The sequence below is a fragment of the Neomesorhizobium albiziae genome (assembly GCF_900114255.1).
Classification (GTDB): domain Bacteria; phylum Pseudomonadota; class Alphaproteobacteria; order Rhizobiales; family Rhizobiaceae; genus Neomesorhizobium; species Neomesorhizobium albiziae.
In genome coordinates, this window is sequence record NZ_FOSL01000003.1 from 170,849 (window position 1) to 194,285 (window position 23,437).

Genomic DNA, 23,437 nt, shown 5'->3' on the forward strand with positions numbered 1-23,437 from the left:
TTTAATTCAGCGCTAAAACATTTGCGCAGCACCATCCCATAGCAGCTTGAACGCGACGACGGCCACCGTGGCGTAGGTGAAGGGGTAGAAAACCTCCGGCCGCATGCGCCGCACCAGCCAGGCGCCGGCCAATGTGGCGAGCGGCGCAAACGGCATCAGCACGGCGGAAGCCGTGAGGTTGGTGGCGTCGAACTGGCCGAGGGCGAAGTAGGGAACGAGCTTCACCGCGTTGGTGACGGCGAAAAAGATGGTGCCGGTACCGGTCACGACCTTCGGATCGAGCCGGAGCGGCAAGGTATAAACCTGGAAGGGCGGTCCGCCGACATGGGCGATGAAGCTGGTGAACCCGGCGGCGGTGCCCCAGAACGCGGCCGCCACGGGGTTCTGCCGCGAGGTGTGGTCGGCGCCGTGACGGTACAGCAGGTAGAGCCAGCGCCCGACAAAGACGATGGCGACGGCGCCGACGATGAAGCGCACCATGTCGGGCGTCACCACCGCGGCCAGCAGCCAGCCGGCGCCGATGCCGACCATGCTGCCTGGCAGCATCTGCACCAGGATCTGGCGGTCGAAGATGCCGCGCCATGTCCACAGCGACACGATGTCCATGAGCACCAGGATCGGCAGCAGGATGGCGGCCGCCTGCACCGGCGAGATGACCAGCGCCATCAGCGGCACGCCGATGAAACCCATCGCGCCGCCGAAGCCGCCTTTCGACAGGCCGACAAGCAGCACCGCGGGAATGGCCACCGCGTAGAAGGACGGGTCGAAGAGCAGTGCGTTCATGGGAGGCGCCTTCGGGGACCTCCCGCTTATCCGGATTGCCGCCGCAATGCGAGGGGTGCTGCAAACTGGCCCATCTGTTCAACGCCCCTGCATTGCTCTATTCGCAAGGCCAGTCGACCACCGCCCGGCTTCGCGGGCGCATTCCGGAACTGCTTGCCCATGACTGATGCCCTCAACCGCTGCCGCCTCGTGCTGATCGCCCCGCCGGGCCTGTCGCCCGACGATCTGGAGCGCAAGCTCCGCCAGGCGCTGGAGGGCGGCGACGTCGCCTCGCTGATCCTGCCCGCCTACGACCTGCACGAAACGGCGTTCCAGGACCTCGCCGAACGGCTGGCGCCTGTTGCCCAGGCGGCAGGTGTCGCCGTGGTGATGGCCGGCGATACCCGCATCGCGGCGCGCGTCAAGGCCGACGGCGTGCATGTCGACGAGGGCAAGGCGGCTCTCGCCGACGCGATCGACCGGCTGCAGGACAAGATGATGGTCGGCGCCGGCGGCGTGAAGACGCGCGACGATGCGCTGGAACTCGGCGAAACCCGCCCCGACTATATGTTCTTCGGCCGCTTTGGCTACGACAACACGCCGGAGCCTCACCCGCGCAACCTCAACCTCGCCGAATGGTGGGCCGAGATGATCGAGATTCCCTGCATCGTGCTTGGCGGTTCTGAGGTTGAATCCGTGGAAGCGGCGGCCGAGACCGGCGCCGAATTCGTGGCGCTATCGGCCGCGGTGTTCGCGGACGGCCTCGACCCGCGCGAACAGGTCGCGCGCGCCAATTCCTTGCTTGACCAAAAAGCGCCGCGTTTCGAGGATTAGAAGCGCTGGTGTCACGCATATCGAACCCCACTTTCTGTCTTTTCGCGCTACTGGCGGCCATGGCCGTCCCGGCATCGGCGGCCGACGGCGACCGCCCGAAGGCGCCTCCCGTCATTCCGCCGGTAGCGGGCGAGAGTGCACCGGCGGCCGCGACGACGGACAATGTCGACCCGCTGCGGTTTGGCGCGAAGAAGCCGGACGAGGCCTATGGCGCGTTCCAGCGCGGCCTCTACAAGACCGCGCTCAATCTTGCCCTGCCGCGCGCCCAGGAGGGCGACAAGGCGGCGCAGACGCTGGTCGCGGAAATCCTTTCGCGCGGGCTCGGCATAAAGCGCGACGAAACGGCGGCGGCCAAATGGTACGAGATGGCGGCCGAGCAGGGCGTCCCGGAAGCCCAGTTCCAATACGCGCTGATGCTGCTCGACGGCCGCTTCGTGAAGAAGGACAAAAAGGCCGCCTTCGCCCTGATGGAAGCATCGGCCGAGGCCGGCAACGCGCTCGCCCAGTTCAACTACGCGCAACTGCTGATGCAGCGCGACCCCGGCCCGCGCGGCGCCGAACTGGCGCTGCCTTATTACCAGAAAGCAGCCGAAGCCGATCTGCCGGACGCGCAATATGCGATGTCGCAGATCCTGGCCAACGGCGTCGGCGGCAAGAAGCCCGACGATGTCGAGGCCCGCAAATGGCTGGTGCGCGCCGCCAAGCAGAATTTCGACACCGCGCAGCTCGATCTCGGCACCTGGCTGATCTCCGGGCGCGGCGGCGAGCGCGACCAGAAATCCGGCTTCGCCTGGCTGAAGCGCGCCGCCGAGGGCGGCAACGTCGCCGCCCAGAACCGCGTCGCCAAGCTCTACATGCAGGGCATCGGCACCGAGCCGGACAGCATCTTCGCAGCCGCCTGGTACATCCTCGCCCGCCGCGCCGGCCTGTTCGATCCGATCATGGACGACTTCATGAACGGCCTGACGACCGAGGAAATCAAGACGGCGCTCGGCCGCGCCAACCGGCTGCGCTGACGCCCTCTCTTGCCTCTTTGGGCGATTTATGGTCTTGGAAGCCGCGAAACCGCCGGCCCGGCGGGCAAACCTCTTCCGGAATAGCTGAACATGGCCAAGATCAACGGCAACGAAATCCGTCCCGGCAACGTCATCGAGCACGATGGCGGCCTCTGGGTGGCGGTCAGGACCAACCACGTCAAGCCCGGCAAGGGCGGCGCCTACAACCAGGTCGAACTGAAGAACCTCATCAACGGCACCAAGCTCAACGAGCGCTTCCGCTCCGCCGAGACGGTGGAAAAGGTCCGCCTCGAGCAGAAGGATTTTTCCTTCCTCTACGCGCAGGAAGACTCGCTGGTGTTCATGGACACCCAGAGTTACGAGCAGCTCGAACTGAACAAGGAATTCGTCGGCGAACGCGCCGCCTTCCTGCAGGACGGCATGATGGTCACCGTCGAGCTCTACGAAGAGCGGCCGATCGGCATCTCGCTTCCGGACACGGTGACGCTGACGATCACCGAGGCCGACCCGGTTGTGAAGGGGCAGACCGCGGCCTCGTCCTACAAGCCGGCGATGCTGGAGAACGGCATCCGCGTCCTGGTTCCGCCCTTCATCTCGTCGGGCGAGCGCATCATCGTCGACACCAACGAGATCACCTACGTCCGCCGCGCGGACTGAATGACGCAGTAGGCAGTAGGCGGTGAATGCTGCCGGTCTGACGCATCGGAAAACCCCAGGCTCCAAATTTAATCACGACTGCCTATTCCCGACTGCCGACTGCCTGCTTCCCATAGAAAGAACTCTCCATGGCACGTTCCGCTCTCCTCAACGTCATGGTCCAGGCCGCCATGAAGGCCGGCCGTTCGCTCGGCCGCGATTTCGGCGAGGTGCAGAACCTGCAGGTTTCGCTGAAGGGCCCCGGCGATTACGTCAGCCAGGCCGACCGCAAGGCGGAGGAGATCATTCACGCCGAGCTGTCGCGTGCGCGGCCCGGCTATGCCTTCCTGATGGAAGAGCGCGGCGTCGTCGAAGGCGAGGACGGCCAGCACCGCTGGATCGTCGATCCGCTCGACGGCACCACCAACTTCCTGCACGGCCTGCCGATGTTTGCCATCTCGATCGCGCTGGAGCGGCAGGGACAGATCGTCGCCGGCGTCATCTACAATCCGGCGATGGATGAGCTCTACACCGCCGAGCGCGGCGGTGGCGCCTTCCTCAACGACCGCCGCCTGCGCGTCGCCGGCCGCTCCAAGCTTTCGGATTGCGTGATCGGCACCGGCATCCCGCATCTCGGCCGCGGCCATCACGGCAACTACCTGATCGAACTGCGCCATGTCATGGCCGAGACCTCCGGGGTTCGCCGCATCGGTGCGGCCGCGCTCGACCTCGCCTATGTCGCGGCCGGCCGGCTCGACGGCTTCTGGGAGGATTCGCTGTCGCCGTGGGACATGGCCGCCGGCATGCTGCTGATCCGCGAGGCGGGCGGCTTCGTCAGCGACAAGGCTGGCGGCCAGGACATGCTTGAAAACGGCAGCATCGTCGCCGGCAACGAAGCGATCCACCGTGCGCTGCTGAAAACGGTGAAGAAGCCCCTACCCCCTAGGTAAGGCGAAAAGCTGTCTGCGCTCTTTCACAAGAGGCTGGTAGGAAAGAGGGTCATGACCCACGACCGCGCCACGCAAACGCCCGGCCCGATACCCCCCTTCGTGGGGCGCTTCGCCAACTCGCGCGCCGAGTTGATCGCCGACGGCATCGTCCATGCGGTGGGCATCGTGCTCGCGATCACCGCCGGCTCGGCCCTGCTCGCCATCTCCGCATTCCACACCGAGCCTGGCGAATATGCGGCGGCGGTGTTCTACGTCGTGTCGCTGCTCACCGTTTTGTGCATCTCGTGCGCCTACAATCTCTGGCCGATATCGCCGGCCAAGTGGATCCTGCGCCGCTTCGACCACGCCGCCATCTACCTGCTGATCGCCGGAACCTACACGCCGTTCCTGGCGCAGCTCGACGATCTCGTCACCGCCCGCACCATGCTTGCCGTGGTCTGGGGTGCGGCGGTCATCGGCATCGCGATCAAGCTCTTCCTGCCTGGCCGCTTCGACCGGCTGGCGGTTGTCTTCTACCTGGCGATCGGCTGGAGCGGCGTCGCCATCGCCGGAAGCCTGCTTAAAACCCTGCCGGCCACCACCGTCTGGCTGATGATCGCCGGCGGCATCGTCTATTCCTGCGGCGTCGTCTTTTTCGTCTGGCGCAGCCTGCGTTTCCAGTCGGCCGTCTGGCATGGCTTCGTCGTCACCGCGGCCAGCCTGCACCTGGCAGCCGTCATCGATTGCCTGGTCATCAACCGGCTGTGACCTCTCCCTGACGGTTTTCATTCGTAGTGTGCAGCACCGGAAATTCTACCTGGCGTTGTACAAGCGCGCGAAGAACGATTTCTGCCCGCTCCGGTCAAAAGCCCGCCTTTCAATTTCACCGCGATTCCGTTTAGACTCGGGCGCAACTTGACAGCGGACCAGATCGGGGCGCGAGCGGATGGCATTGTTCAGGAATTTCGGGTCGGATGTTTTGGCGACAAATCCGTACGATCCGCACAAGCTTTCGAGCCCGCAGGTCTTCCTGTTGTCGATGCTGGTGTTCCTGGCGATCGTCGGCTTCATCGCGGCGATCCTCTACCGCCAGATCTCGTCTGCCTTCGTCACCAATCCCGGGCTGAACGGCCTGATCACCGGCGTGCTTGCCGTCGGCATCCTGCTCGCCTTCATGCAGGTGGTGCGGCTGTTTCGCGAAGTGCGCTGGGTGAACTCCTTCCGCGCCGGCGCGGACGAAACCGACCCCGTGCTGCTGGCGCCGATGAAGGCCCTGCTCAGCCGCTCGTCGTCGACCGCCCTGTCGACGCTGTCGATGCGCACCATCCTCGATTCCATCGCCACGCGCCTCGATGAAAGCCGCGACGTCTCGCGTTATCTCGTCGGCCTTCTGGTGTTCCTAGGCCTGCTCGGCACGTTCTGGGGCCTGCTGCAGACGATCAGCTCGATCGGCGAAACCATCCGCTCGCTCGATCCCGGCTCGGGCGACGCCAACGATGTGCTGGAATCGCTGAAGTCGGGCCTCTCGGCGCCGCTGGAAGGCATGGGCACGGCTTTCTCGTCCTCGCTGTTCGGCCTTTCCGGCTCGCTGGTGCTCGGCTTCCTCGACCTGCAGGCCGGCCGCGCCCAGACGCGTTTCTACACCGAGCTGGAAAACTGGCTGTCTTCGGTCACCGACCTGTCTTCCGACGTCCCGGTGGTCGATACCGCCAAGGCCGGCACCGCCGACGAGATCCGCTTGCTGTCCGAGCGGCTGCGCGGCCTGCAGGAAAATGGCGGCTCCAGCCAGCGCGTCGCCAACGCCATGGCCAACCTCGCCGACGGCATTTCCGGTCTCGTCAAGAACATGCGCTCGGAGCAGCAGATGATGCGCGACTGGGTCGAGGCTCAGTCCGACGAGCAGAAGGCCATGCGCGCCACGCTGGAGAAGATCGCCGGCGCCCTGAAGAACAGGGAGCCCAACTGATGGCGCTCGCCCGCGGCCGGCGCAGCGACCGCCGGATCGACTACTGGCCGGGTTTCGTCGACGCGCTGTCGACGATTCTCCTGGCCATCATGTTCCTGCTCTCGGTGTTCGTGCTGGCGCAGTTTCTGCTGTCGCGCGAAATCTCGGGCAAGGACGAAGTGCTGAACCGCCTCAACTCGCAGATCAACGAACTCACCCAGCTCTTGTCGCTCGAGCGCTCCAACAGCCAGGACATGGAGGATTCTCTCGCCAACCTGCAGGCGTCGCTGTCGGCCGCCGAGTCCGAGAAGACCCGGCTCGAACAGCTTTTGACGCAAGGTGCGGGCGCCGGCGCTCAAGCCGAAGCACGCGTCGGGGCGCTGACCGGCGAACTCGACCAGGAGCGGCAGCTCAGCCAGCGCGCGATGTCGCAGGTCGAGCTGCTCAACCAGCAGATTTCGGCGCTGCGCAAGCAGATCGGCGCGCTGGAGCAGGCGCTCGACGTCTCCGAGGTGCGCGACCGCGAATCCAACACCAAGATCGCCGACCTCGGCCGCCGCCTCAACGTGGCGCTGGCGCAGCGCGTGCAGGAATTGAATCGGTACCGTTCCGATTTCTTCGGGCGGCTGCGCGAGATCCTTTCGGACCGCGAGAACATCCGCATCGTCGGCGACCGCTTCGTGTTCCAGTCGGAGGTCCTGTTCCCCGTCGGTTCGGAGGTGATCAACGCCGCCGGCCAGGAAGAGATGAAGAAGCTCGCCGGCGCCATCATCGAATTGCAGAAGGAAATTCCCCCGGAGATCAACTGGGTGCTGCGTGTCGACGGCCACACCGACAATGTTCCGCTGTCGGGAACCGGCCGCTACCGGGACAACTGGGAGCTTTCGTCGGCGCGCGCCACGTCGGTGGTGAAATACCTCATCGAGAACGGCGTGCCGGCCAACCGCCTGGTCGCAGCCGGCTTCGGCGAATTCCAGCCGCTCGACCCCGCCGACACGCCGGAAGCCCGCGACAAGAACCGCCGCATCGAATTGAAGCTCACCGAGCGGTGAAGCCGCTTTCGAGCGGTTCCGGTTCTTTCAGAACCGTTAGCTCGCTCTAAGCATTTGTTTTGCCGCATTTATGCGGACGCCAAGGATGATTCCACCTGGCTGCAAAATGCTTGCCGATCACGCACCCTCTCGATGCGTCAAGATTGCGTGTTTGGCTGGGGCCGCCTCACCTGCGGCGGTTTCGCGGCGCCCGGACCGCGATTGTGGCCCTGAAATCGTTGCGAAAATTATCTTTTCTTAATTAGGCTCCGGCGCCGGCGCGGCCTAGATTCCGGTCGCCGCCCGGGAACCGCCGGCGATGACCTCCCACCATCCCATCATCGCGACGCGACGGAACCGGACGGGCGGCATGCGACGGGGCGCCTGTCGCCCCGCCAAGCCCTGGAGCAGCAAAATGCGCTCTCTTATCCCCACAGCGGCGATCGCTGCAGCTCTTATCGCCAGCCCCCTGACCGCGGCTTTCGCCGCGTCGGCGCACGGCCATGAAACGAATTCGTTCGGCGGCAGGGGCGCCGGATTTCACGAACGAAACGCCAATGTGCATGGCGGTGACGCTGACACCGGCACCATCACCTACGCGCCCAACGGCCAGCTCGACGCCATTCTCAACGATCTGAACGACGCCAACACGCGCATCAGCTATGACAGCGCCCACGGACTGATCACGCCCCGCCAGGCGCATCGCCTGCATGCCGAGGACGCGATGATCCGCAGGCAAGCCGTTCGTGACAACGCCATGGATGGCGGCGCCATCCCGATGGGACAGTATGAACAGTTGATGCGCCAGGTCGACAACCTCAGGCATCAATACTCCTGAAGCAGCCCTGTCCTCCCGAAAAAGACCCCGGAGCGATCCGGGGTCTTTTTTGCTTCTGGCTCAGCGGTCGAAAGGACCCGGCCTGCTGGCCCTTGCGACGACGAAAAACTTGGTGTCCCCTCCGGCCTTGCTGATTCCTGGAGCTGCAAAAATGTCCTTCGCCAAGCTTGACGACCACCTCAGGAAGATCGAGGCGCTGGAACATGCGCTGGCCATCCTCGGCGCCGACGAAGCGACCCACATGGCGGTGGGCGGCGGCGAGAAGCGCGCCGAGGCGATGTCGACGCTGGCCGGCATCCACCACGCCCGGGCGACCGCGCCGGAGATCGCCGACTGGATCGCTGCCGCGGAAGGCGAAGCGCTGAACGAGGAGCAGCAGGCCGCACTTCGCGAACTGAAGCGCGCCTACACCAACCTCACCTGCCTGCCGGCGGAGTTCGTCGAGCGCCAGATGAAGGCCCGCATGCGCTGCGAACAATTGTGGCGCGACCTGCGCGCCAAGAACGACTGGGCGGGCTTCCTGCCGGCGCTGGAAGGCGTCGTGGCCCTGGTGCGCGAAGAGGCTGCGCTGCGCGCCGGCGTGCTCGGCCTCGACCCCTATGACGCGCTGATCGAACAATACGACCCCGGCAACCGCGCCGCCGACATCGCGCCGGTGTTCGACGCGCTGAAGACATTCCTGAAGGACTTCGTTCCGCAAGCCTTGGCGGTGCAGGAGGAGCGTCTGGCGAAAGCGCCGCGGCGCCCGCTCGCCGGGCCCTATGCGATCGACAGGCAGCGCGAGCTCGGCCTCGCCATGATGGGCGCCATCGGCTTCGACTTCACCCATGGCAGCCTGTCGGTCTCGCATCATCCCTTCTGCGGCGGCGTTCCAACCGACGTGCGCATCACCACGCGCTACAAGACCAGCGATTTCCTGTCGGCGCTGATGGGCGTGCTGCACGAGACCGGCCACGCGCTCTACGAGCAGAACCTGCCCAAGCAATGGTCGCACTGGCCGCTCGGCAAGGCGCGCGGCATGGCCATGCATGAGAGCCAGAGCCTGTTCGTGGAAAAGCAGATTGGCCGCAACCCCGCCTTCTGGCAATGGGCGCTGCCGCAGCTCGCCCAGCATCTCGGCGAGCAATGGACGATGGCGGAAATCCTGCCGCACGTTCACCATGTCGAGCGCGGGCTGATCCGCGTCGACGCCGACGAGGTGACCTATCCGCTGCATGTGATCCTGCGTTTCGAACTTGAGCGCGAGCTGGTTGGCGGAAAGCTCGCAGCCGCCGACCTGCCGGAAGCCTGGGACGCCGGGATGCGCGACTATCTCGACCTGTCGACCATCGACAATCCCGCCGACGGGCCGATGCAGGACGTTCACTGGCCGGCCGGTCTGTTCGGCTATTTCCCGTCCTATACGCTGGGCGCCATGATGGCGGCGCAGCAATGGGCGGCGCTCAAAAAGGAAAACCCGTCGGCCGACGACGATCTCGCCGCCGGCAGGTTCGAGGCGATCGCCGACTGGCGGCGCAAGAACATCTGGTCGCAGGCTTCACGCTATTCGACGCCGGAACTTCTGGAGCGCGCCACCGGCGAAAAGCTGAACGCCGCGCATTTCACCGCGCATCTGAAGGCCCGGTATGGGGCGTAGCTGAATTCTGGCCGCCCTCGCTGGCTGGCAGCTCGGCCTTTCCGAATTGGGCGGTCAGAGCCCCGCCCAAAGCGCCAGCAGCGCCAATGCCGCCGGCAGCGCCTGCACGTAGAGTATGCGCCTGCTGACGGTGGCGGCCCCGAAGACACCGGCGACGACGACGCACAGCAGGAAAAACACCTTCACCGCAAAACCGGCGTCGCCGAGATAGAGGCCCCAGACCAGCCCGGCGACCAGGAAGCCGTTGTAGAGACCCTGGTTGGCGGCGAGAGCCTTGGAGGCCGTGGCGAATTCAGCCGACGTGCCGAATGTCTTGCGGCCGAGCGGCTGGTCCCAGGCGACCATTTCCAGATACATGAAATAGAGATGCAACACGGCGACCACGCCGATCAGGATATTTGCGAGCATTTTGTCCCCTCATGAACGCGCTCCGAATTGGCGGGCGGCGATGGCGACGTTACTCCGCAACGAAGGGATTGACGATCCTCAGCCTGCCGCCGATCTCGCGGCAGTGCTGCATGTCCTCCGACCAGAAAACACCGCATCCCGCCCGCAGTGCCGCGGCAAGCATCAGCGCATCGAAGACGGCCAGCCCGTCACGCTCGGCAATGACCATGGCCTCGGCATGCGTTTCGAGATCCAGCGGAACAATCGCCCGGCAAAGGGTGCGGATGGCGGCCAGGGCTTCGTTCACTTCCAACCACGGCATCGCCAGTTTCCTTCTGGCGACATTGGCGAACTCGTTAAGCGCCTGGACGCTGGTGACGCACCCCTTGGCGAGCAGCGCTTCCGCCGGCGCCGCGCGGGGGTCCGTGCTGAAGGCGTAGATCAGGATATTCGTGTCGAGGAATTCGCGTGCCTGCGGCTCAGCGGGCATTGGCTTCGTCGCGGTCGAATTTCCAGCCGGCAGGCAAGGGCTTCCGCAACGCTTTTATCCGCTGGAGCGCCAGTTCGCGGCTGCGGTCCAGAGCAACGTCGAACGCGCGCTCGCCGGCGACCCGGATGTCGATTTCATCGCCTTCCCTGAGGTTCAAGGCTTCGACAACCGCCGAAGGCAACCGTACCGCAAGACTGTTTCCCCACTTGGCGACCTGCATGGTGCGATCCCTATCTCATTTGCTGGAGCACGATCGCTCCGAAAGGTTTCTACCTCAGGGGATCATGCCTTAGATACACATTCAAAATGTATATCCAACAATATTGCGCATCAAGCAGAAGACCTACTCTGCTGCGCCCTGAAAAGGGCCGGCGATGTTCGAGCGCCGCCTGCACATGCGCACCGGTCTCGCGGCACTGGAAGGTCATCTTCGCGGGCTGGCCTCTTTCGGTTGGTGGTTTTAGGGTGCATGTAACGAACCGCCTGTGGAGGCCATATTGCCGCTGACCAACCAGGACCTGATCGAACTGACCGCGTGGCGGCGTAAGCTGCACCGACACCCCGAGATTTCCAATGAAGAGGAAGCGACCGCCCGCGAGGTGGTCGCCTTCCTGGCCGACACCAGGCCCGACACGGTGCTGACCGGCTTGGGAGGGCATGGCGTTGCCATGGTCTATGACAGCGGCAGGCCGGGGCCGACGCTGCTGTTCCGCTCCGAACTCGATGCGCTGCCGATCGAGGAACTGTCGGGGGTCGAACACTCTTCGCTGGCGCCTGGCAAGTCGCACATGTGCGGCCATGACGGGCATACCGCCATCCTGGCGGCGCTTGGCCGGCAGTTCGGGCGTCAACGCCCTGCCAAGGGGCGCGTGGTTTTGATGTTTCAGCCGGCGGAGGAGACCGGCGACGGCGCCGCCGGCGTGGTGGCTGATCCGCGTTTCAGCCAGATCGCGCCGGACTTCTCGTTCTCGCTGCACAATCTGCCCGGTATCTCCTTCGGCGAGGTTCGGCTGAAGCCAGGCGTCGTCAACTGCGCCTCACGCGGCATGCGCATCGTGCTGGAAGGCAAGACGGCGCACTCTTCGATGCCGGAAACCGGCGCGTCGCCGATGCTGGCGGTGAGCCAGTTGATGCCGACGTTGGCGAAGCTTGGCGGTGGCGCTTTCACCGAGGATGATTTCGGCATGGTCACCGTCACCCATGCCTCGATGGGCGAGGCGGTGTTCGGCGTAGCACCGGGCCGTGCGGAAGTGTGGGCGACCTTGCGGACGCGCCTCGATGAGCGCATGGCGGGGCTCTGCGCGGCGGCCGAAGCGCTTGTGGGACACGTCGCCAGTGAACACGGCCTGGCCTTCGCGGTCGATTATCACGAAATCTTCGTCGCCAGCATGAACGCGCCGACGGCGGTGGAACATCTGCGCACGGCACTCGACGAGGAACGCGTCGCGCATAGCGAGGACGGCCTTCCCATACGCGCCTCGGAGGATTTCGGCATTTTCGGACGCAGCGCGCCTTCGGCGATGTTTTTCCTGGGCGCCGGTGAGCGGCACCCGGCGCTGCACAATCCCGACTACGATTTTCCGGACGATCTCATCCCGATCGGCGCTGGGATTTTCATGCGCACGGCGCGCAATCTTTTGGGGTAGGTCGACCGCATAGCCCGGGGTGGATCGGAGATCGATCGCTACTCCGCCGCGCCTTGAAAGGCGCTGGCGCCGGTGTCGAACTGCAGCTTGGCGAGCCTGGCATAGGTGCCGCCCTTCTTGACCAGGCTGCGGTGAGTGCCTTCCTCGACGATGCGCCCCTCCTCGATGACCAGGATGCGGTCGGCCTTGAGCACGGTCGCCAGCCGGTGCGCGATGACGAGCGTGGTGCGGCCCTCCATCAGGTGCTCGAGCGCCGTCTGCACCAGCGTCTCGCTTTCGGCGTCGAGCGCGGAGGTCGCCTCGTCGAGCAACAGGATCGGCGCGTCGCGCAGGATGGCGCGCGCGATCGCCACGCGCTGGCGCTGGCCGCCGGAAAGGGTGACGCCCCTCTCGCCGACTTGCGTGTCGTAGCCCTTTTCCAGCTTGAGGATGAATTCGTCGGCGAGCGCAGCCTTCGCGGCGGCCTCGATCTCGGCCTGCGTCGCGCCGGGCCGGCCGAAGGCGATGTTGTCGGCAGCACTCGCGGCAAAAATGGTGACGTCCTGCGGCACGATGGCGACACGGCCACGAACGGCGTCGGGATCGGCTTCGCGCACGTCGACGCCGTCGACCAGGATGGCGCCCGAATCCGGATCGTAGAAACGCAGGATCAGCGAGAAGATGGTGCTCTTGCCGGCTCCCGAGGGGCCGACGATGGCGACAGTCTCGCCGGGCTTCACCGCGAAGGAGAGGCCGTGCACCGCGGCGCGGTCGGGCCGCACCGGGTAGGAGAACGACACGTCGCGGAATTCGACTGCGCCCCTGGCTGTCGCCGGCAGCGGCTTTGGATGCAAGGGTGCTACGATCGCCGGCTGCTCGGCCAAGAGTTCGGTCAGCCGCTCGGCCGCGCCCGCCGCCTGGCTGAGTTCGCCCCACACTTCCGACAGGGCGCCAAGCGCGCCCGCGGCAAACACCGAATAGAGCAGGAACTGCCCGAGCGTGCCCGGCGACATCGCGCCCGACAGCACGTCGCGCGAGCCGAACCAGAGAACCGCCACCACCGACGCGAAGATGGTGAAGATGGCGAAGAAGGTGAGGAACGAGCGCGCGAAGACCGATTCCCGCGCCGCTGTGAAAGCCTGCTCCACCGCGCCGGCGAATTTTTGCGTCACCAGCCGCTCGTTGGTGAAGGCCTGCAGGGTGCGCACGGAGCCGATCTGCTCGCTGGCATAGGCGGCGGCATCGGCGAGCGTGTCCTGCGCCATGCGCGACTTCCTGCGCACCGAGCGGCCGAAGGCCACAAGCGGCAGCACGATCACCGGAATGGCTGCGATGACGAGCATGGAAAGCTTCGGGCTGGTCACCACCATCATGGCCACCGCGCCGAGCCCGAGGATGACGTTGCGCAGCGCCACCGAAGCGGTGGCGCCGACCGCCGACTTGATCTGCGTGGCGTCGGCGGTCAGCCGCGAGACGATCTCGCCGGACTGCGCATGGTCGAAGAAGGCCGGCGACAGCCGCGTCACATGGGCGAACACGTCGCGCCTGAGGTCCGACACCACCCGCTCGCCAAGCGTGATGACGAAATAGTAGCGGCCGGCCGAGGCCAGCGCCAGCACCGCGGCCATGACCACCAGCATAGCGAAATAATTGGCGATGAAGCTGGAATCCGAAGTCGAGAACCCGTGGTCGATCATCCGCCGCACGGCAAGCGGCAGCGTCAGCGTGGTGGCGGCGGCGAGCGTCAGGAACAGGACGGCCCAGACCACCATGGAACGGTAGCGCAAGATATAGGGGGCCAACCGCTGCAGCGGCTTCAGCGAGCGCCGCCGTTCGTTTTCGACCTTGGCATCTGCCATTTCGGTGTCCCTGGGCCTTCCCTCTGCGCGAAATGCGGCGGCGGCCTTGTGATTCAATTCCGGCTGATGTATAGGCCCAGCCGACCGATTTTGAAGCCGTACCTCCCTCAAGGCGCGGCTTCAAGTTTTCAGAGTGGGTGACATCGCCGCAGGCGGCAGGTCTCGCCCGAAAACGTCAGGACAAGACCGATGAAAGCCGACATCCACCCGAACTACCACACCATCAAGGTCGTGATGACCGATGGCACTGAATATGAGACCCGTTCGACCTATGGCAAGGAAGGCGACACGCTGAACCTTGACATCGACCCGAACACGCATCCGGCCTGGACCGGCGGCCAGCAGACCCTGCTTGACCGCGGCGGCCGCCTGTCGAAGTTCAAGAAGCGCTACGAAGGCCTCGGCATCTAAGCCGGACTGCTTCTTCAGCGATTTCGAAAAACCCGCCCTCGTGGCGGGTTTTTTGTTGGGATCGGAGGCATTGCGGCGCGATGCGGCTTTGCGTCATCGAAGCGGCGTGGATTGCATCGTGAGTGGCCTTTAGCGGTAACGGCATGGATTCCCGACACTCTCCGCTCGTTCCTCGCTCACGAGGTCGGGAATGACGGATATGCTTTTGCCACGTCGCCAAATCTTGCGATGTCGGGCTCTACGTTGAAGATTATCGCCGCCTGACATGAAGTCCGTCATTCCCGACCTCGTGAGCGAGGAACGAGCGGAGAGTGTCGGGAATCCATGCCGTTACAGTCATCTTGCGAGAGACCGTTCAGAACTGAGGTCTTCCTCCAGACCGTATAGGCCACGAGCGTTTCCTCGCACATCGTCCGATGTCGCGCTCTCCCCGTAACCCTTCGACAAGCTCAGGACAGGGAGAGGAGGTCGCCAGCGCTGAAACGCCGGTCAGTCCTTCTTGCGGTCGACATGGCCGAGATCGCGGCCGGGGTCGACGATGTCGCGCACCAGTTGCTTCAGCCTTGCGGCTTCGGGAAAGCCGCCGTCGCGCTTGCGCTCCCAGATCAGCTGGTCGTTGCAGGAGATGGTGAAGACGCCGCCGGTGCCCGGCACCAGCGTCACCTCGCCAAGCTCGGTGCCGAAGGTGGACAGCAGCTCCTGCGCCATCCAGGCGGCGCGCAGGAGCCACATGCACTGCGTGCAATAGGTGATGCGGATTTTGGGGAGAGATGCGGTCATGAGCGGCTCCAGCATATGCCCCTCACCCTTACCCTCTCCCCGCAGGCGGGGCGAGGGGCGTCGGCGTTGTGGCCAGCCTCCTTCGTCCCGTCATTCACGGGGAAAGGTCCGCCCTTCGGCAGACTCAGGAGGGGATGAGAGGCAGCTTCGACTACGCCGCGCTAAGTTTGGCCAGCGTCTCGTCGTCGACCTCGAAATTGGCGTAGACGTTCTGCACGTCGTCGTCGTCTTCCAGCGTGGCGACCAGCTTCATCAGCGACTGGGCGCGGTCCTCGTCGACCGGCACGTTGTTCTGCGGCCGCCAGATCACCTTCACCGTTTCGGCTTCGCCGAGCGAGGCTTCCAAAGCCTTCGACACGTCGCCGATGTTCTCGAATGCGCAGATGATGGTGTGGCCGTCCTCGTCGGACGAAACGTCGTCGGCGCCGGCCTCGATGGCCGCGTCCATCACCTTGTCGGCGCTGCCGGCCTTGGCCAGATAGTGGATCTCGCCGACGCGGTCCCACATGAACGACACAGAGCCGGTTTCGCCCATCGCCCCGCCGGCCTTGGTGAAGGCGGCGCGCACGTTGGAGGCCGAGCGGTTGCGGTTGTCGGTCAGCGCCTCGACGATGACGGCCACACCGCCCGGGCCGTAGCCCTCGTAGCGCACTTCCTCGTAGTTTTCCGCATCGCCGCCGCTCGCCTTGTTGATGGCGCGCTGGATATTGTCCTTCGGCATCGATTCCGCCTTGGCGTTCTGCACGGCCAGGCGAAGGCGCGGGTTCATCGCCGGGTCGGGAAGGCCCTGCTTGGCGGCAACGGTGATTTCGCGTGCGAGCTTGGAGAACATCTTCGAGCGCACGGCGTCCTGCCGGCCCTTGCGGTGCATGATGTTCTTGAACTGTGAATGGCCAGCCATGGCGCCCCTGTGTGCAAAATCCGGATGTATGGGATGGCGGGCTATATAGATAAATCGCCGGCAAAGGTCCAGACGGGCGCGGCTCGCGAAAACGTGACTCCCTGTTTTGCGGGCTTCCCGGCCATACTCGGCCGGTGTCCGGGCGCCACCGGCCCGCCGACATGCCCGTTCCATGCCGGAGACCGCCATGCAAGCAGCCCGCCTCGCCCTTGCCGCTCTCGGCCTGTTGTTCATGCAGACGCTCGCCGCCCTGGCGCAGGACGAGCCGATGCCGAGCCGATGCCTGGCGATCGCCGAGGCGCTGCCAGGCGTCACCTACGCGAACTTCACCCCGGCCCAGGCGACAGCCGAGGGCGAGGTGAAGCTGACCTATGCCGGCCACTCGACCTACATCATCGAAACGCCGGCCGGCGTGCGCATCGCCACCGATTTCAGCGGCGCCTATGGTTACGACCCGCTGCCGCGCGTCGTCACCATGAACAAGGCGCACCGCACCCATTATTCGGACCTGCCCGACCCGGCCATCGAATATGTGCTGCGCGGCTGGAACCCTGAGGGCGGGCCGGCCAAACACCGGGTGGTGGTCGACGACGTCTATATCCGCAACGTGCCGACCGACATCCGCCGGTTCGGCGAATTGGAGCGCGACGGCAACTCGATCTTCATCTTCGAGGTGGCGGGCCTGTGCATCGGCCATCTCGGCCACCTCCACACCAGGCTGAGCGAGGCGCAATACGGCTCGATCGGCCGCCTCGACATTCTGATGGTGCCCATCGACGGCGGCATGACGCTGTCCCTGCCTACCATGTCGGAGATCGCCAGCCGCCTGCATTCGTCCATCGTGCTGCCGATGCACCGCCATTCGACGCCGATCGGCGAGTTCACCGGCATGATGGGCGACGAATTCGCCGTCGAGTTCCGCAACAGCCGCTCGCTCTCCGTATCGCTGGCAAACCTGCCGAGCCGCCCGACGATCATCGTGCTTGAAGGCGTCTGACTTCAGCCGCGCGATTGCGCCAATTCCGGTTCTTCCGGAATGGTGGCAAGGAACGGAATGCTAGGCGCGGCGCTTTTCCTGCTTCGCGACATGGCTGCGAAGCACACGGTTGATTTCCGTCTGATAGGCGCGGCCCTCGGCATGTTCCTTGAACCAGGCAAGCACGTCGGCATCCAGCCGGATGGTCACCGGGTGTTTCAATGGCCGGTAGAGATGTCCACGTCGGGCATCCGCCCAATTTTCCAACGGCGCTTCGGGGATGTCGCCAACGTCGATTTCGCTATCTGGCAATGCGGCGACCTTGGCGAGCTGGGCGCGTTGCTCCTGGCTAAGTTCCTTCTTGCTCATAGCGCCTCCTTTCATGGGGTGTCGCCTTTCTCGCGCCGATGATCCGGACAAGGTCTTCGCGGTCCGGATCGGGATAGGTGTGCACGACGAGCAGGATTGCGATTTCACCGACCATGCCGATCGCATGCCATCGTTGCTCACCGTCTTCGAATCGATCCGGCACGAGAAGGTAAAGCGGATCGTCGAAAACGAACTGGGCGACATCGAAGGCGATGCCGTGCTTCGCCAGGTTGCGCCTGGCCTTTTCCGGATCCCATTCAAATCTCAAGGCGCGCCCGCGATCAACCCGACGGGATTGTACATACATTTTTGTACAGCTTCAAGTACGCGCTCACGATGCCGCACTCCATCATTCCAGGCCGGATTTCAGCTTGTCGAGCACGCTCACCGCGTGGCTTGCGTATTCGCTGATCCAGCGGTCGTGGATCTGCTTGATCGGCATGGCGTTGAGATGGTTCCAGCGCTCGCGCCCGTCGCGCCGCACGATGATCAGGTCGGCTTCCTCCAGCACCTTCAGGTGCATCATCACAGTGCAGCGGTCCATCTCCGGAAACGCGTCGACAAGCATGCCGGTGGTGTTTGGCTCATGCTTTAGACGATCCAGCATCTGGCGCCGCTTCGGATGCGCCAGGGCCTTGAAAACATGGTCGTCTTTCGATTCGCTTGACATGTTATATTTTTATAACATATTGTCGGCGCATTCAAGGGAAAGGCAAAGGCAATGACCCCCGAATTCAGAGTTTCCGCACGCATCGCCAAACCGGTTGCCGAGGTTTTCGACGCCGTCGTCAATCCGAAGAAGCTTTCGGGCTACTTCACCACCATTCGCGGCGCCTCCGCGCCGCTGGTGCCCGGCACCACGGTCACCTGGTGGGGCGAGGTTCCAGTCGAGGTGGACGAGGTGGAGGCGGACACCCGCATCGTGCTGCGCTGGGACGGCGTTGGCGCCGAGGCCGGCTACAAGACTCGCATCGACATGACCTTCCAGGTGCTGGAGGACGGCGCCACAATGGTCACCATCGCCGAGACCGGCTGGCGCGAGGACGCCAGGGCGGTGGCTGCGTCCTACCGCAACTGCGAGGGCTGGTCGCAGATGCTGTGCTGCATGAAGGCCTATCTCGAATACGGCATCAACCTGCGCGAAGGCTATTACCGCAGCGAGATGAAGGGCGAGCCCGCCCGCGAGGACAACATCTGAACTCCATCCAAATGAGGAGAACGCCATGGTGACGGCAACGCCATTCCTGATGTTCGAGGGCAAGGCCGAGGAGGCGCTGACCTTCTATTGCGAGACGGTGCCGGGGAGCAGAATCCTCAGCGTCGAGCGCTACGGCCCGGGCGAAGCCGGGCCCGAGGGTTCCGTGAAGATGGCCCGCGCAGCTATCGCCGGCCTGGAGGTGATGGCCAGCGACAGCTATGTGCGCCACGCCTTTACCTTCACGCCATCGCTGTCGCTCTTTGTGAACTGCACATCCGAGGACGAGCAGTCGCGGATCGTTGAAGGCCTCGGCAACGGCGGCGGCATGCTGATGCCGCTCGACAACTACGGTTTCAGCCGCCGCTTTGCATGGCTGAACGACCGCTTCGGCGTCTCCTGGCAGATCAACCTGCCTTGATCAAACCGTTCCTGCAAACCCCGTTTTTTTTCGAGGAAGCCAGCATGTCCATGAGGATCGAAGGCGGCATCAACATCGCCATGAAAATACCGTCGCATCAGTATGAGGCGACGGTTCGCTTCTACCGCGATGTCGTCGGGCTGAAGCCCTTCGCCGCGAAAGCCCCCGCCATCGGCTTCGAGCTCGGGCCGAACCGGCTCTGGCTCGACGAGGACCCGACGATGAGCCAGGCGGAGGTCTGGCTGGAGCTGTTCACCGACGATCATCGCGGCGCGCTCGACCGTCTGGAGAAAGCCAATGTCGTGCGCTGCGACGCAATCGAGCCGCTCGGCGAGGAGTTCCGCGGCGGCTGGATCATGAACCCCGCCAACATCGTCCATATGGTGCGCGAACCCGACGCCTGGTGAGGCGGCGGCCTAATGCATGTCGCCCGAAAGTGTCCTCGGTTTCGGGAGAAACGACATGCGCAGACAAGAAGTTACAGCGCGACCGCCGAATCCCATTCGGCGCGACGCGCTGTAACAGATCGTGCGGCTGCCGCCGGTTGCGGCCGCCGCGTTTCTGCATTCAATGACCGTCGGTCGACGCCGGCTTCTTCCGCTTCCTTGCCAGCATGTTCAGCCCCTCGACCAGCGCCGAGAAGCCCATGGCGGCGTATATGTAGCCCTTCGGCACATGGTAGCCCATGCCGTCGGCAATCAGCGTCATGCCGATCATAAGCAGGAAGCCCAGCGCCAGCATCACGATGGTCGGGTTCTTGGCGATGAAGTTGGCAAGCGGGGTTGCCGCCAGCATCATCACCGTGACGGCGACGATGACGGCGATGTACATGATGGCGATCTCGTCGGTCATGCCGACCGCGGTGATGATGGAATCGATCGAGAAGACGAGATCGAGCAGCAGGATCTGGAAGATCGCAGCCCCGAGCGTCATCGACACGGCTCCGACCATCGAATCCTTGTGATCCTCGGGATCGACCGTGTGATGGATTTCCTTGGTCGCCTTCCACACCAGGAACAGGCCGCCGGCGATCAGGATGAGGTCGCGCCAGGAGAAGCCATGGCCGAACAGCGTGAAGATCGGCGCCGTCAGCTGCACGATGAAGGAGATCGTCGCCAGAAGCACCAGCCGCATGATCAGCGCCGCGCTGATGCCCAGCCGGCGCGCCCGCGCCTGCTGTTCCTTGGGCAGCTTGTTGGTGAGGATGGAGATGAAGATCAAATTGTCGATGCCGAGCACCACCTCCAGCACGACCAGCGTCAGCAGCGCCACCCAGGCGGTCGGATCGTTGACGAATGCGAAATACGGCGTCAGGAATTCGATAATCGGCATTGCGGTCGTCCCCCTTCGGAAAATTCTCTAACAAGTGCTTACAAATTTCGCCGGCAAGTAGGTGTCGCACGGCCGAACGTCAACGTCATGACCAGAATACCGGCGCAGTTTCCTCAAGCCGGGGGCCGATGCGCAGCGGCGCGACGCGCTCGGCAAGGCCGGTGCGGTCGGAAATGTCGACGCCGACGCCGCAGATTGTCGCAGGCCCGGTGGCAGCTTCGAACCGTCCCTTCGGCACCTTCGACAGAAAACGGTTGAGCGGTTCCTCCTTGTCCATGCCGAGCGAGGAATCGTAGTCGCCGCACATGCCGGCGTCGGTGATGTAGGCGGTGCCGCCGTTGAGGATCTGGTGGTCCGCCGTCGGCTGGTGGGTATGGGTGCCGACCACCAGGCTGGCGCGCCCGTCGACGAAATGCGCGAAGCACATCTTTTCGCTGGTCGCCTCGGCATGGAAGTCGATCACCACGGCATCGGCCTGCTCGCCGAGCGGACAGGCGGCGAGTTCGCGCTCGCCGGCCTGGAACGGATCGTCGAGTTCGGGATGCATGAACACCCGGCCCATGATGTTCGACACCAGCACGCGCGCGCCGTTCCTAGCGATGAACACGCCGGTGCCGCGCCCGGGCGTGCCCTTGGGGAAATTCGCCGGCCGCAGGAACCGCTCCTCGCGCGGCGCGAACATCAGCGCCTCGCGCTGGTCCCAGACATGGTTGCCGGTGGTGACGACGTCGGCGCCGGCGTCGAGCGTGGCGCGGAAGATTTCTTCGGTGATGCCGAAGCCGCCGGCGGCGTTCTCGCCGTTGACGATGACGAAATCCAGCTTGAAGTCTGAAATCAGGCCGGGAAGCTTTTCCCAAACGGCCGTGCGGCCGGTCTTGCCGACCATGTCACCCAGAAAGAGAAGTCTCATGCGTGTTTCCAGCCAAAGAAACTTCTTTCCCAGCCCGCACACCTGCCCGTCAAGCAGCCTTAGCTGCCTGCGGAAACAAAGTTCGCGCGGTCAGGCTCAGCTTCCGAACCGCCGCAGCCCGCTTTCGGTGATGATTTCGGGGAGGATCACGTCATGCGTCTCGTCGGGCACCTCGGGCACTTCCTGGCAGTTGAAGGCGATGCCGACCAGCCGCGGCGCGTGGCCGTTTTGCGTCAGCCTGGAGATGGCGCGGTCGTAGTAGCCGGCGCCGTAGCCGATGCGGTGGCCGCGCTTGTCGAAGGCAGCGAGCGGGATCAGCATGATCGAAGGGTCGAGCACCGGCGCCTCCTCGCTCGGACCCGCCGTGCCGAACCCCATTTCGACAAGGGCTGCCCCGCGCACCAGTTCACGAAACACGATGGTGGTCTTGTCGAGGATGGCGGGCAGGCAGAGCCTGGCGCCCTTTTCGCGCAACGCAAACATCAGCGGCCGCACGTCGACCTCGGAGCGCATCGGCCAGAAGCCGGAGACGATCTGCCCCGGCACGAAGTCGATGTGTTCCTCGGCGGTCTCCGCCATTTCGAGCGCCACCTCCACCCGCCAGAACGGGTCGAGCGCGTCGCGCCGGGCGAGCGCTTCCTTTCGCAGATGTCGCTTGAGGGTCCGGCGGTCGGTCATGCCGCCTTTATGGAGCGCGTCGGCGCAAAAGACCAGATCGGGATGCGCCGTGTCGGCAACGCGAAAGCGACGGCGGCATCGTTCTCGAAAGCAGGGAAGTGACGATCCACCCGACCGGTGGAGAAGTCGATCCCGGAGACCTACAAAGTAGGTGGGCGCCGTATGGAAAAACCCACGGGTCTTCCCAGGGACAGCTCCCTAAGGATCGTTAAGGCCCCGGGGAAAATGCTCTCCTGCCGCGAAGCGCAGACCGTCACCACCAATATAGGGCGCAACGCTGCGATGCGCCATGGCAATGCTGGGGTCGCGGCGTCGATATTTGCGTGGTGCGCGGGGATGCCCTCTGATCTGGCGGCGCCTTGAGCACCCCCACTCCGGTTCGCTTCGCTCACCACCTCTCCCCCTGCCCGGGGGAGAGGAAGAGCGGAGAGGTTGGCGCCTTTCCTCTCCCCCGTCGATCGGGGAGAGGTGTTTGCAGAGCAAACCGGAGTGGGGGGTCGACCACTCCAACGCGATTTGTCCCGCTCGAGAAGGGACGCCACGCCTTGCCCTCGCCACTACCCCACCCTACTGTCCGCCCGATACGAACTGGAGTTTCTGGATGCGTTTTGAAGGAACAGCGGCCTATGTCGCCGACAAGGACCTGATGGTGGCGGTCAACGCGGCGATCGCGCTGGAGCGGCCGCTGCTGGTCAAGGGCGAACCCGGCACCGGCAAGACCGAGCTTGCCCGCCAGGTCGCCGCGGCACTCGGCCTCGACCTCTTGGAGTGGAACGTCAAATCGACCACCAAGGCGCAGCAGGGCCTCTACGAATATGATGCCGTTTCGCGCCTGCGCGACAGCCAGCTCGGCGACGACCGCTTCAACGACATCCGCAACTACATCAAGCGCGGCAAATTGTGGGACGCCTTCACGGCGGCCAAGAAGGTCGTGCTTCTCATCGACGAGATCGACAAGGCCGACATCGAGTTTCCCAACGACCTGTTGCAGGAACTCGATCGCATGGAATTCTTCGTCTACGAGACCGGCGAGACGATCCGCGCCGAGCACCGGCCGATCGTCATCATCACCTCCAATAACGAGAAGGAACTGCCCGACGCCTTCCTGCGCCGCTGCTTCTTCCACTACATCCGCTTTCCCGATGTCGACACGCTGCACCGGATCGTCGATGTCCACTATCCAGGGATCAAGCAGAACCTGGTGCGCGCCGCCCTCACTCAGTTCTACGAGATCCGCGAGGTGCCGGGCCTGAAGAAAAAACCCTCGACCTCGGAAGCGCTCGACTGGATCCGCCTGCTCGTCGCCGACGACATCGCGCCGGAGGATTTGCGCGCCGACCCGAAGAACGCGCTGCCCAAGCTGCATGGCGCGCTGTTGAAGAACGAGCAGGACGTGCACCTGTTCGAGCGCCTGGCATTCATGGCGCGGCGTCAGGGGTAGGCAGCGGTTTCTTCCTCGGCCCTCGTTATGCCCGG

General features: G+C 64.5%; 29 protein-coding genes and 1 other RNA gene. 16 read left to right on the plus strand and 14 right to left on the minus strand.

What is annotated here, in order from left to right; genetic code table 11:
* Window positions 1-12 precede the first annotated feature (12 nt).
* A complete protein-coding gene (locus F3H98_RS07320; protein ID WP_149759476.1) occupies window positions 13-783 on the minus strand; it encodes a sulfite exporter TauE/SafE family protein in 771 nt (256 codons plus the stop codon).
* Window positions 784-942: 159 nt separating this feature from the next.
* On the opposite strand from F3H98_RS07320, the gene F3H98_RS07325 reads away from it, so the two are divergent.
* The 9 genes from F3H98_RS07325 to F3H98_RS07365 all read left to right on the plus strand — a co-directional run bounded on the left by F3H98_RS07325 (window position 943) and on the right by F3H98_RS07365 (window position 9,627).
* Window positions 943-1,596: a thiamine phosphate synthase gene (locus tag F3H98_RS07325; RefSeq protein ID WP_149759477.1), complete on the plus strand. Its 654-nt coding sequence runs from the start codon at window positions 943-945 to the stop codon at window positions 1,594-1,596.
* Between the two features lie 17 nt (window positions 1,597-1,613).
* Window positions 1,614-2,612 (plus strand): tetratricopeptide repeat protein, encoded by a 999-nt coding sequence (locus tag F3H98_RS07330; RefSeq protein WP_244621646.1) that lies wholly within the window; start codon window positions 1,614-1,616, stop codon window positions 2,610-2,612.
* A 90-nt stretch (window positions 2,613-2,702) separates the two neighbouring features.
* Window positions 2,703-3,269 carry an elongation factor P gene (gene efp, locus F3H98_RS07335; protein ID WP_149759478.1) on the plus strand — a complete coding sequence of 189 codons (567 nt, stop codon included), beginning with the start codon at window positions 2,703-2,705 and terminating at the stop codon, window positions 3,267-3,269.
* A gap of 128 nt (window positions 3,270-3,397) precedes the next feature.
* A complete protein-coding gene (locus F3H98_RS07340; protein WP_149759479.1) occupies window positions 3,398-4,198 on the plus strand; it encodes an inositol monophosphatase family protein in 801 nt (266 codons plus the stop codon).
* A 51-nt stretch (window positions 4,199-4,249) separates the two neighbouring features.
* Window positions 4,250-4,945, plus strand: coding sequence for a PAQR family membrane homeostasis protein TrhA (gene trhA / locus F3H98_RS07345; RefSeq protein ID WP_149759480.1), 696 nt, complete (start codon window positions 4,250-4,252; stop codon window positions 4,943-4,945).
* Window positions 4,946-5,123: 178 nt separating this feature from the next.
* On the plus strand, window positions 5,124-6,143 hold the full coding sequence (locus F3H98_RS07350; protein ID WP_149759481.1) for a MotA/TolQ/ExbB proton channel family protein: 1,020 nt from the start codon (window positions 5,124-5,126) through the stop codon (window positions 6,141-6,143).
* The gene (locus F3H98_RS07355) at window positions 6,143-7,174 is read left to right on the plus strand and encodes a peptidoglycan -binding protein (protein ID WP_149759482.1); all 1,032 of its coding nucleotides are present in this window, start codon (window positions 6,143-6,145) and stop codon (window positions 7,172-7,174) included. Before F3H98_RS07350 ends, F3H98_RS07355 begins: the two co-directional genes overlap by 1 nt.
* Window positions 7,175-7,568: 394 nt before the next feature.
* Window positions 7,569-7,991 (plus strand): hypothetical protein, encoded by a 423-nt coding sequence (locus tag F3H98_RS07360; RefSeq protein ID WP_149759483.1) that lies wholly within the window; start codon window positions 7,569-7,571, stop codon window positions 7,989-7,991.
* 151 nt (window positions 7,992-8,142) lie between these two features.
* A complete protein-coding gene (locus tag F3H98_RS07365) occupies window positions 8,143-9,627 on the plus strand; it encodes a carboxypeptidase M32 (protein WP_149759484.1) in 1,485 nt (494 codons plus the stop codon).
* Window positions 9,628-9,681: 54 nt separating this feature from the next.
* Here the strand turns inward: F3H98_RS07365 and F3H98_RS07370 are convergent, their stop codons facing one another.
* From F3H98_RS07370 to F3H98_RS07380, 3 genes are read right to left on the minus strand one after another with little or no spacing between them, the layout of a single operon-like run.
* Entirely contained in the window at window positions 9,682-10,035 is a 354-nt protein-coding gene (locus F3H98_RS07370) for a DUF1304 domain-containing protein (protein ID WP_149759485.1), read from the minus strand.
* A 49-nt stretch (window positions 10,036-10,084) separates the two neighbouring features.
* Window positions 10,085-10,504: a PIN domain-containing protein gene (locus F3H98_RS07375; RefSeq protein ID WP_149759486.1), complete on the minus strand. Its 420-nt coding sequence runs from the start codon at window positions 10,502-10,504 to the stop codon at window positions 10,085-10,087.
* Window positions 10,494-10,724: an AbrB/MazE/SpoVT family DNA-binding domain-containing protein gene (locus tag F3H98_RS07380; RefSeq protein ID WP_149759487.1), complete on the minus strand. Its 231-nt coding sequence runs from the start codon at window positions 10,722-10,724 to the stop codon at window positions 10,494-10,496. The genes F3H98_RS07375 and F3H98_RS07380 overlap by 11 nt, the downstream gene beginning before the upstream one ends.
* Before the next feature lie 277 nt (window positions 10,725-11,001).
* Here F3H98_RS07380 and F3H98_RS07385 point away from each other — a divergent pair, with 277 nt between their 5' ends.
* On the plus strand, window positions 11,002-12,150 hold the full coding sequence (locus F3H98_RS07385) for an amidohydrolase (RefSeq protein ID WP_149759488.1): 1,149 nt from the start codon (window positions 11,002-11,004) through the stop codon (window positions 12,148-12,150).
* A 38-nt stretch (window positions 12,151-12,188) separates the two neighbouring features.
* Here the strand turns inward: F3H98_RS07385 and F3H98_RS07390 are convergent, their stop codons facing one another.
* Window positions 12,189-13,988, minus strand: a complete 1,800-nt coding sequence (locus F3H98_RS07390) for an ABC transporter transmembrane domain-containing protein (RefSeq protein ID WP_149759489.1) — start codon at window positions 13,986-13,988, stop codon at window positions 12,189-12,191.
* Between the two features lie 189 nt (window positions 13,989-14,177).
* Here F3H98_RS07390 and rpmE point away from each other — a divergent pair, with 189 nt between their 5' ends.
* Complete coding sequence (gene rpmE / locus F3H98_RS07395; protein ID WP_149759490.1) at window positions 14,178-14,399, plus strand: 50S ribosomal protein L31; 222 nt, start codon at window positions 14,178-14,180, stop codon at window positions 14,397-14,399.
* A gap of 489 nt (window positions 14,400-14,888) precedes the next feature.
* Here rpmE and F3H98_RS07400 read toward each other — a convergent pair whose 3' ends face one another.
* Together F3H98_RS07400 and F3H98_RS07405 are read right to left on the minus strand one after the other, a co-directional pair.
* The gene (locus F3H98_RS07400; protein WP_188130357.1) at window positions 14,889-15,179 is read right to left on the minus strand and encodes an Rdx family protein; all 291 of its coding nucleotides are present in this window, start codon (window positions 15,177-15,179) and stop codon (window positions 14,889-14,891) included.
* Window positions 15,180-15,330: 151 nt separating this feature from the next.
* The gene (locus F3H98_RS07405; protein ID WP_149759492.1) at window positions 15,331-16,080 is read right to left on the minus strand and encodes a YebC/PmpR family DNA-binding transcriptional regulator; all 750 of its coding nucleotides are present in this window, start codon (window positions 16,078-16,080) and stop codon (window positions 15,331-15,333) included.
* Window positions 16,081-16,267: 187 nt separating this feature from the next.
* Between F3H98_RS07405 and F3H98_RS07410 the strand changes: the two genes are divergently transcribed.
* Window positions 16,268-17,077: an MBL fold metallo-hydrolase gene (locus F3H98_RS07410; protein ID WP_149759493.1), complete on the plus strand. Its 810-nt coding sequence runs from the start codon at window positions 16,268-16,270 to the stop codon at window positions 17,075-17,077.
* A gap of 60 nt (window positions 17,078-17,137) precedes the next feature.
* Here F3H98_RS07410 and F3H98_RS07415 read toward each other — a convergent pair whose 3' ends face one another.
* From F3H98_RS07415 to F3H98_RS07425, 3 genes are all read right to left on the minus strand, one after another.
* A complete protein-coding gene (locus F3H98_RS07415) occupies window positions 17,138-17,425 on the minus strand; it encodes a BrnA antitoxin family protein (protein ID WP_149759494.1) in 288 nt (95 codons plus the stop codon).
* Window positions 17,406-17,693 (minus strand): BrnT family toxin, encoded by a 288-nt coding sequence (locus F3H98_RS07420; RefSeq protein WP_244621631.1) that lies wholly within the window; start codon window positions 17,691-17,693, stop codon window positions 17,406-17,408. The genes F3H98_RS07415 and F3H98_RS07420 overlap by 20 nt, the downstream gene beginning before the upstream one ends.
* A gap of 81 nt (window positions 17,694-17,774) precedes the next feature.
* Window positions 17,775-18,095 (minus strand): ArsR/SmtB family transcription factor, encoded by a 321-nt coding sequence (locus F3H98_RS07425; RefSeq protein ID WP_149759496.1) that lies wholly within the window; start codon window positions 18,093-18,095, stop codon window positions 17,775-17,777.
* A gap of 51 nt (window positions 18,096-18,146) precedes the next feature.
* Between F3H98_RS07425 and F3H98_RS07430 the strand changes: the two genes are divergently transcribed.
* From F3H98_RS07430 to F3H98_RS07440, 3 genes are read left to right on the plus strand one after another with little or no spacing between them, the layout of a single operon-like run.
* Entirely contained in the window at window positions 18,147-18,623 is a 477-nt protein-coding gene (locus F3H98_RS07430) for an SRPBCC domain-containing protein (RefSeq protein ID WP_149759497.1), read from the plus strand.
* A 25-nt stretch (window positions 18,624-18,648) separates the two neighbouring features.
* Window positions 18,649-19,041 (plus strand): VOC family protein, encoded by a 393-nt coding sequence (locus F3H98_RS07435; RefSeq protein ID WP_149759498.1) that lies wholly within the window; start codon window positions 18,649-18,651, stop codon window positions 19,039-19,041.
* A 44-nt stretch (window positions 19,042-19,085) separates the two neighbouring features.
* Complete coding sequence (locus tag F3H98_RS07440; protein WP_149759499.1) at window positions 19,086-19,448, plus strand: hypothetical protein; 363 nt, start codon at window positions 19,086-19,088, stop codon at window positions 19,446-19,448.
* A gap of 160 nt (window positions 19,449-19,608) precedes the next feature.
* Here F3H98_RS07440 and F3H98_RS07445 read toward each other — a convergent pair whose 3' ends face one another.
* From F3H98_RS07445 to ssrS, 4 genes are all read right to left on the minus strand, one after another.
* A complete protein-coding gene (locus F3H98_RS07445; RefSeq protein WP_149759500.1) occupies window positions 19,609-20,373 on the minus strand; it encodes a TerC family protein in 765 nt (254 codons plus the stop codon).
* Window positions 20,374-20,458: 85 nt separating this feature from the next.
* On the minus strand, window positions 20,459-21,283 hold the full coding sequence (locus tag F3H98_RS07450; RefSeq protein WP_149759501.1) for a TIGR00282 family metallophosphoesterase: 825 nt from the start codon (window positions 21,281-21,283) through the stop codon (window positions 20,459-20,461).
* 96 nt (window positions 21,284-21,379) lie between these two features.
* Window positions 21,380-21,961, minus strand: coding sequence for a 5-formyltetrahydrofolate cyclo-ligase (locus tag F3H98_RS07455; protein ID WP_149759502.1), 582 nt, complete (start codon window positions 21,959-21,961; stop codon window positions 21,380-21,382).
* A 99-nt stretch (window positions 21,962-22,060) separates the two neighbouring features.
* A non-coding RNA gene (gene ssrS, locus F3H98_RS07460) (6S RNA) lies at window positions 22,061-22,216 on the minus strand.
* Window positions 22,217-22,562: 346 nt separating this feature from the next.
* Here ssrS and F3H98_RS07465 point away from each other — a divergent pair.
* Window positions 22,563-23,402: an AAA family ATPase gene (locus F3H98_RS07465; protein WP_149759503.1), complete on the plus strand. Its 840-nt coding sequence runs from the start codon at window positions 22,563-22,565 to the stop codon at window positions 23,400-23,402.
* The last annotated feature ends 35 nt before the right edge of the window (window positions 23,403-23,437 follow it).